The following is a 5,313-nucleotide window of genomic DNA, read 5'->3' on the forward strand; positions in this document are numbered from 1 at the left end:
ATCTTGATTATTCGCGCGACGCATACCGACATCCGTCAGTTGCGAATAATGAATACCAGGCTTCCAAGATTCCGACACAGATAGTTGACTCGCGTCGAGGTGGTTCACAGTCATACAGGCCTATATTGTAACCCTCGCGTCGTTGAGAGGGTCTCGACGACCCTCCGTTTTTTCAGTCCCAAGCACAAAAACGGTCCGGTCGTCTCGTTTAACCGTTCATTTCTAAACATGGCGGATACGCGGTGTCTTCCACGTGGTGCTGAAATCCGCCCAACACGAAACCGCCTTTTCGCAGCCTCGTTTCACCCGTTAACCCAATCCGCCGTCCAAATTTGGTAGCGAACGCGCCCAGTGGTCCACAGTGTATCGGTTAGATACTCTTGCATGTACTCCCCATCAAAAACGAATGTCGCCTGCGGCAAAGTGCGCCAATTCGACAGAGTCCCACTGCACCGATCAGACAGGGCAGCGATCAGACCGCTCCCATTTGTTCGCAAAGCTTCGGATTTGGGCAATACTCTTTCCACCATCTTGACCGTAATTTGATGTTCATCGAAACAATGCCGTCGATCTGCGGCCGGTAAAATGTCCGAAACAGTCCGGGTGGCTTCCCGGCGGACTAGAATTTTGTCATCCTCGCTTTCGCCGTCACTGCCACCGAGCCGCGAAACCAGAATCGAGCTCGATTGGCACCAAGACAGCTGGGGGGGCAGCCTAAGCGTTCATTCCATTGACCGAGACAGATACGACTTCCGTGGCGACACCGACGAAGGCAGCTCGAGTGCAAAACAGGCCTGCGAAACCATGGAACGAGTTGACGATCCGTCAACGCTGTAAAATGGTTGCCGCCGCCCGATTTTCGATCGCCCGTCATGTCGAAGACTTCACGCGGCTGTGTGCAAGCGAACAACGCACCGATACGCTCGAAACGGTCACCGCCGAATTGTTTCCACTCTGCGATGCACTGCACTACTTGGGACGCAAAGCCGCCGCGATTTTACGGACTCGCCGGCTCGGCGTCGTAGGACGGCCGCTTTGGATGTGGGGAGTCCACAGTGTGGTGCAGCGCGACCCTCATGGCACCGTACTGATTCTCGGGACCTGGAACTATCCCTTGTTTTTGGTCGGAGTCCAAGTCGCGCAGGCTCTGGCGGCTGGCAACCGTGTGCGAGTGAAACCCGCCGCAGGCTGCGAAGCATTGACCCGCAGACTCGTCCAATGTTTTTACGACGCAGGCGTCCCGGTCGATGCGTTGGTGCAACTCGATTCGTCCGTTGATTCCGCTCGACAAGCACTAGCCAACACGGCAACGTCCCGCTGTGGCGATCGAATTGACCTCGTTGTTTTGACCGGATCGGCGAACACTGGACGCAAGGTACTTGAGCAAACGGCGAACTCGTTGATTCCGACCATCCTGGAGCTAAGCGGATGTGATGCCGTCGTCGTGCTGCCAGGAGCCTCCGTCAAGCGAGTTTGTGAATTCGTGAAATTCGGTCTGACGCTCAACAGCGGAGCAACCTGTATTGGACCTCGGCGTTTGTTTGTCGAAGATTCGCCAATCGCCGACCAGCTCGTAAAAGGTCTTTGCCAACAGCTCGCCGCCATCGACACGCCATTTACAATCCATCCGGCCGCACGCGATGGGGTGAATCAAGCGATTACGAATTCGATCGCGGGGGGCGCAATCGACGCGACCTCCTGTTTCGACGCCGAGATGTTAGGGTCCTCGGGCAGGATGAGCTCGTTGGTGCTGGACCGCGTCTGCGTTGATGACGCGATTGCATCGGCAGATCTGTTTGCACCCGTGATTAGTGTCATCCGGCTGGCAAACATCAACGACGCTGTCGCTGCGATCAATGGAAACCGTTATCGTTTAGCGGCATCGGTGTTTGGCCCCAACCGCGACGCAGTGATGATGGCAAGTCAATTGGACGTCGGCTCGGTCACGATCAACGACTTGATCGCGCCAACGGCGGACCCCCGCGTGCCGTTTGGTGGGCGTGGAAATAGCGGCTTTGGCGTGACCCGCGGCGACGAAGGCTTGTTGGCGATGACGGTGCCGAAGGTAACCAGCCGGCGACGTGGCTCTTTTGCCTTGCACCTGCTACCGCGAAACGAAGCGACACGTCAAAAATTGCCCATCGTGCTGCAACTGGTCCATGGCAAAGGGATCGCGGATCGTTGGCGAGCCCTACGTCGACTGATCTCCTGACCCCGCCGGCGGAACGAAAACCGCCGCCGACGGTCTTGCCCTCTGCAGAAAACTTTCTCGAAGAATCCAACAACGAAAAATCAAGCAACCATGAGTGTCACAAAGAAGCCCGCTCGCAAAGTGATTGTCATCGGCGGCGGATTAGCGGGACTCGGCTCGGCGTGTGTGTTGGCCGCACGCGGACATTCGGTCACCTTGCTGGAAAAGAATGACTGGCTCGGTGGCAAGGCCGCGGTGCTTAGCGAGCAGGGTTATCGGTTTGATATGGGGCCGACGATTGTGACGCTTCCCAGCGTGCTGCGTCGCATCTTCGCCGAAGCAGACCGTGACATCGAGGATTATCTTTGCATGGTTCCGCTGGCCCCCCAGTGGCGTTGTTTTTTTGAAAAGGATAACACCGCCGACCAAACCGTGCTCGATTTGGTGGCCGATATCGATTCGATGGTGGCCAACATCGACCAATTTACCGGATCGCCTTCGGATGGCGCAGGTTACCGAAAATTCATGACGATCAGTGAAAAGCTACATGGCGTTTCCGATCGTTTCTTTTTTTGGCGCAGCGTTGGCGGGTTGCGAGATACGATGCAGGTCGGCGGCGCATTCTCGGCCGCCGTGTTAAGCGATGTGATGGCGTTGCGAATGGGCAAAAGTGTGGCTTCGGTGGTTCGCCAACATGTCAGCGATACCCGCGTGGCCCAAATGATGGATCACTTTACGCAGTATGTAGGCTCGTCGCCGTATGCGTCCCCCGCGGTGCTCTGCGGAATCGCGCATATGCAGACCGACGAAGGCATCTGGTATCCGATCGGAGGCACACGGGCGGTGCCGGAGGCTCTGACAAAATTGGCCGAAGAATTGGGTGTCACTTTTCGCACCGGAACCGACGTGATGCGAATCACCACGGCCTCGGCGCGTTCGGCCGGTTCCACCCGAGTCACCGGCGTGGTGACCGCCAGCGGTGAAACAATCCAATGTGACGCGATCGTTAGTAATTGCGATGCGGTGCGAACTTATCGGGAACTGCTTGACGGCACCGCCGAATCGGCAACGTTTGACAAACCCCGTTCCCACGAACCGGCCTGCAGCGGTGTCGTGTTGTATCTCGGCCTAAATCGTCGATATTCGCAGCTGCTGCATCACAACTTTGTCTTCTCGCGTGATCCGGAACAAGAGTTCGACTATATCTACAACAAAGGCGAACCGGCACCGGATCCATCGGCCTATGTCTGTGCTCCGGCAATCAGCGAACCGAGTGTAGCGCCGCCCGGTTGCGAGGCGTTGTACGTTTTGGTGCATACGCCTTACCTACGTCCAAATCATAATTGGCACGCGATACTGCCGGCGTACCGCGAAACAATTTTGGACAAATTGGAATCGGCAGCGGGGATGAGCGGACTACGCGACGCAATCGTCTACGAATCGGCGCTGACTCCCGAGGACATCCACCATCGCTATCGCGTGCTCAACGGCGCGATTTACGGATTGGCCAGCCACGGTAAATATTTGGGTGCGTTCAAACCAGCGAACCGTCGTCGCGATATCTCGGGCTTGTACTTGGCCGGCGGCGCGGCACACCCGGGGCCGGGAATGCCGATGGTGTTGATGAGTGGTTGGATCGCAGCCGATTCGCTGGACGCGGATTCGCTACATTCGAACGTCGCTGCGGCTGTGAGTCCTCGCTAAGCTGACTCGAAAAAACAGCAAGGAAACGGAGGGGACGTCCAACCCGCCAGCCGAGAATGGGTTAAAATTTAGCGACGGACGCTGCCTTCTCCCTTTTCGAACACGCTGAACGTTTGAACGCCTCTAATTCCAATCATCGTGGACTCGTCATCGCTGCGGCTGTTGCGACGGCTGTCTTTCTAATTGACTGTAATGTCGAGCAAAACACGGCCGTCAGCGTGCTTTACATCGTTGCCGTCTGGATCGCCTACGCCACCCATCGCCGAAAAGATGTCCTGATTGCCGCCGTGGTTTGCAGTCTGCTGACGCCGCTGGGATGGTACCTCTCGCCCGGCAACGGGGATTGGACCGAGGCGATTTGGAATCGAAATCTATCGCTGCTGGCGATCTGGATTACCGCCGGTCTCTGCTCGCGAGCGCTGTCGTTGGACGCGCAGCGCAATACCAGCAATTTGCTCGGCGAACATTTGCAGCAGGAACTGAAGTCCGAGCACACCCGTTTCACGGAGGTCCAAGAACGTTGCCAGCTGACCATTGATGCCGCGCTGGATGCCGTGATCATGTTCAACGATCTCCACCAGATCACGGAATGGAACAAACAGGCCGAGCAGACGTTCGGTTGGACGCGACAGGAGGCGTTGGGGCAATCGTTAGCGGAGCTGATTATTCCCCAGCGATTCCGAGCCGAGCATCTTCGTCGACTGCAACATTTTGACCATTCTGACACCGCCTCGATCAAGAATCAGCGTGTGGAAATGTCCGCCGTCCGTCGCAACGGCGAAGAGTTTCCGATCGAATTGAGCATGATCGTGCTCCGCTGCACCGACGGCAAACAATACAGTACTTTTATCCGCGACATCACCGCACACAAAGCGACGCTCGAGGAGCTCCAAAAACGTGACCGACAAATCACAACCCTCTTGAATTCGACCGCCGAAGGCATCTACGGAATCGATCTTGATGGGCGATGCACGTTTGCCAACACCACTTGCGCCCGCTTGCTTGGTTACGAGACGCCGGAAGAATTGTTTGGAGCCAATATGCACCAATTGATTCACCACACACGCACCGACGGCACGCCGTATCCCCAATCCGATTGCCGGATCTACCAAGCGTTTCGCCATAGCGAGGGTGTGCACGTGGACGACGAACATTTTTGGCGTAAGGACGGCAGCTCATTTTCGGTTGAATATTGGTCCTATCCGGTCCATGTCGAAGGCACGCTGGGCGGATCGGTGGTGACATTCGTCGATACATCGGATCGGAAACGACGCGAACACCTACAAACCAAAATGTACGAGGAGCTCGAAGACCGAGTCGCACTGCACGATCAAGAGCTTGTTGCGATGCGAGACCGTTTGGATTTGGCGCTCGAGGGCGCCAATGTGGGATTGTGGGACTGGGATGCCGTCACCAAT

The 5,313-nt window shown here is 56.5% G+C and carries 3 protein-coding genes; all 3 read left to right on the plus strand.

Features of this window, described 5'->3' with window-relative positions; translation table 11 throughout:
• The first annotated feature begins 781 nt into the window (after nucleotides 1-781).
• Nucleotides 782-2,212: an aldehyde dehydrogenase family protein gene (locus ABX962_RS29280; RefSeq protein WP_372724818.1), complete on the plus strand. Its 1,431-nt coding sequence runs from the start codon at nucleotides 782-784 to the stop codon at nucleotides 2,210-2,212.
• A gap of 90 nt (nucleotides 2,213-2,302) precedes the next feature.
• Nucleotides 2,303-3,895: a phytoene desaturase family protein gene (locus ABX962_RS29285; RefSeq protein ID WP_372724820.1), complete on the plus strand. Its 1,593-nt coding sequence runs from the start codon at nucleotides 2,303-2,305 to the stop codon at nucleotides 3,893-3,895.
• A gap of 113 nt (nucleotides 3,896-4,008) precedes the next feature.
• A partial coding sequence (locus tag ABX962_RS29290; protein ID WP_372724822.1) for a PAS domain-containing protein occupies nucleotides 4,009-5,313 on the plus strand: 1,305 nt, incomplete at its 3' end.

Origin of the sequence: Novipirellula sp., from assembly GCF_041583735.1 — a bacterium.
Lineage (GTDB): Bacteria > Planctomycetota > Planctomycetia > Pirellulales > Pirellulaceae > Novipirellula.

Excerpts from the sequence above, each read along its gene's own strand:
- ABX962_RS29285 (WP_372724820.1), top strand. The coding sequence starts at position 2,303 with ATGAGTGTCACAAAGAAGCCCGCTCGCAAAGTGATTGTCATCGGCGGC.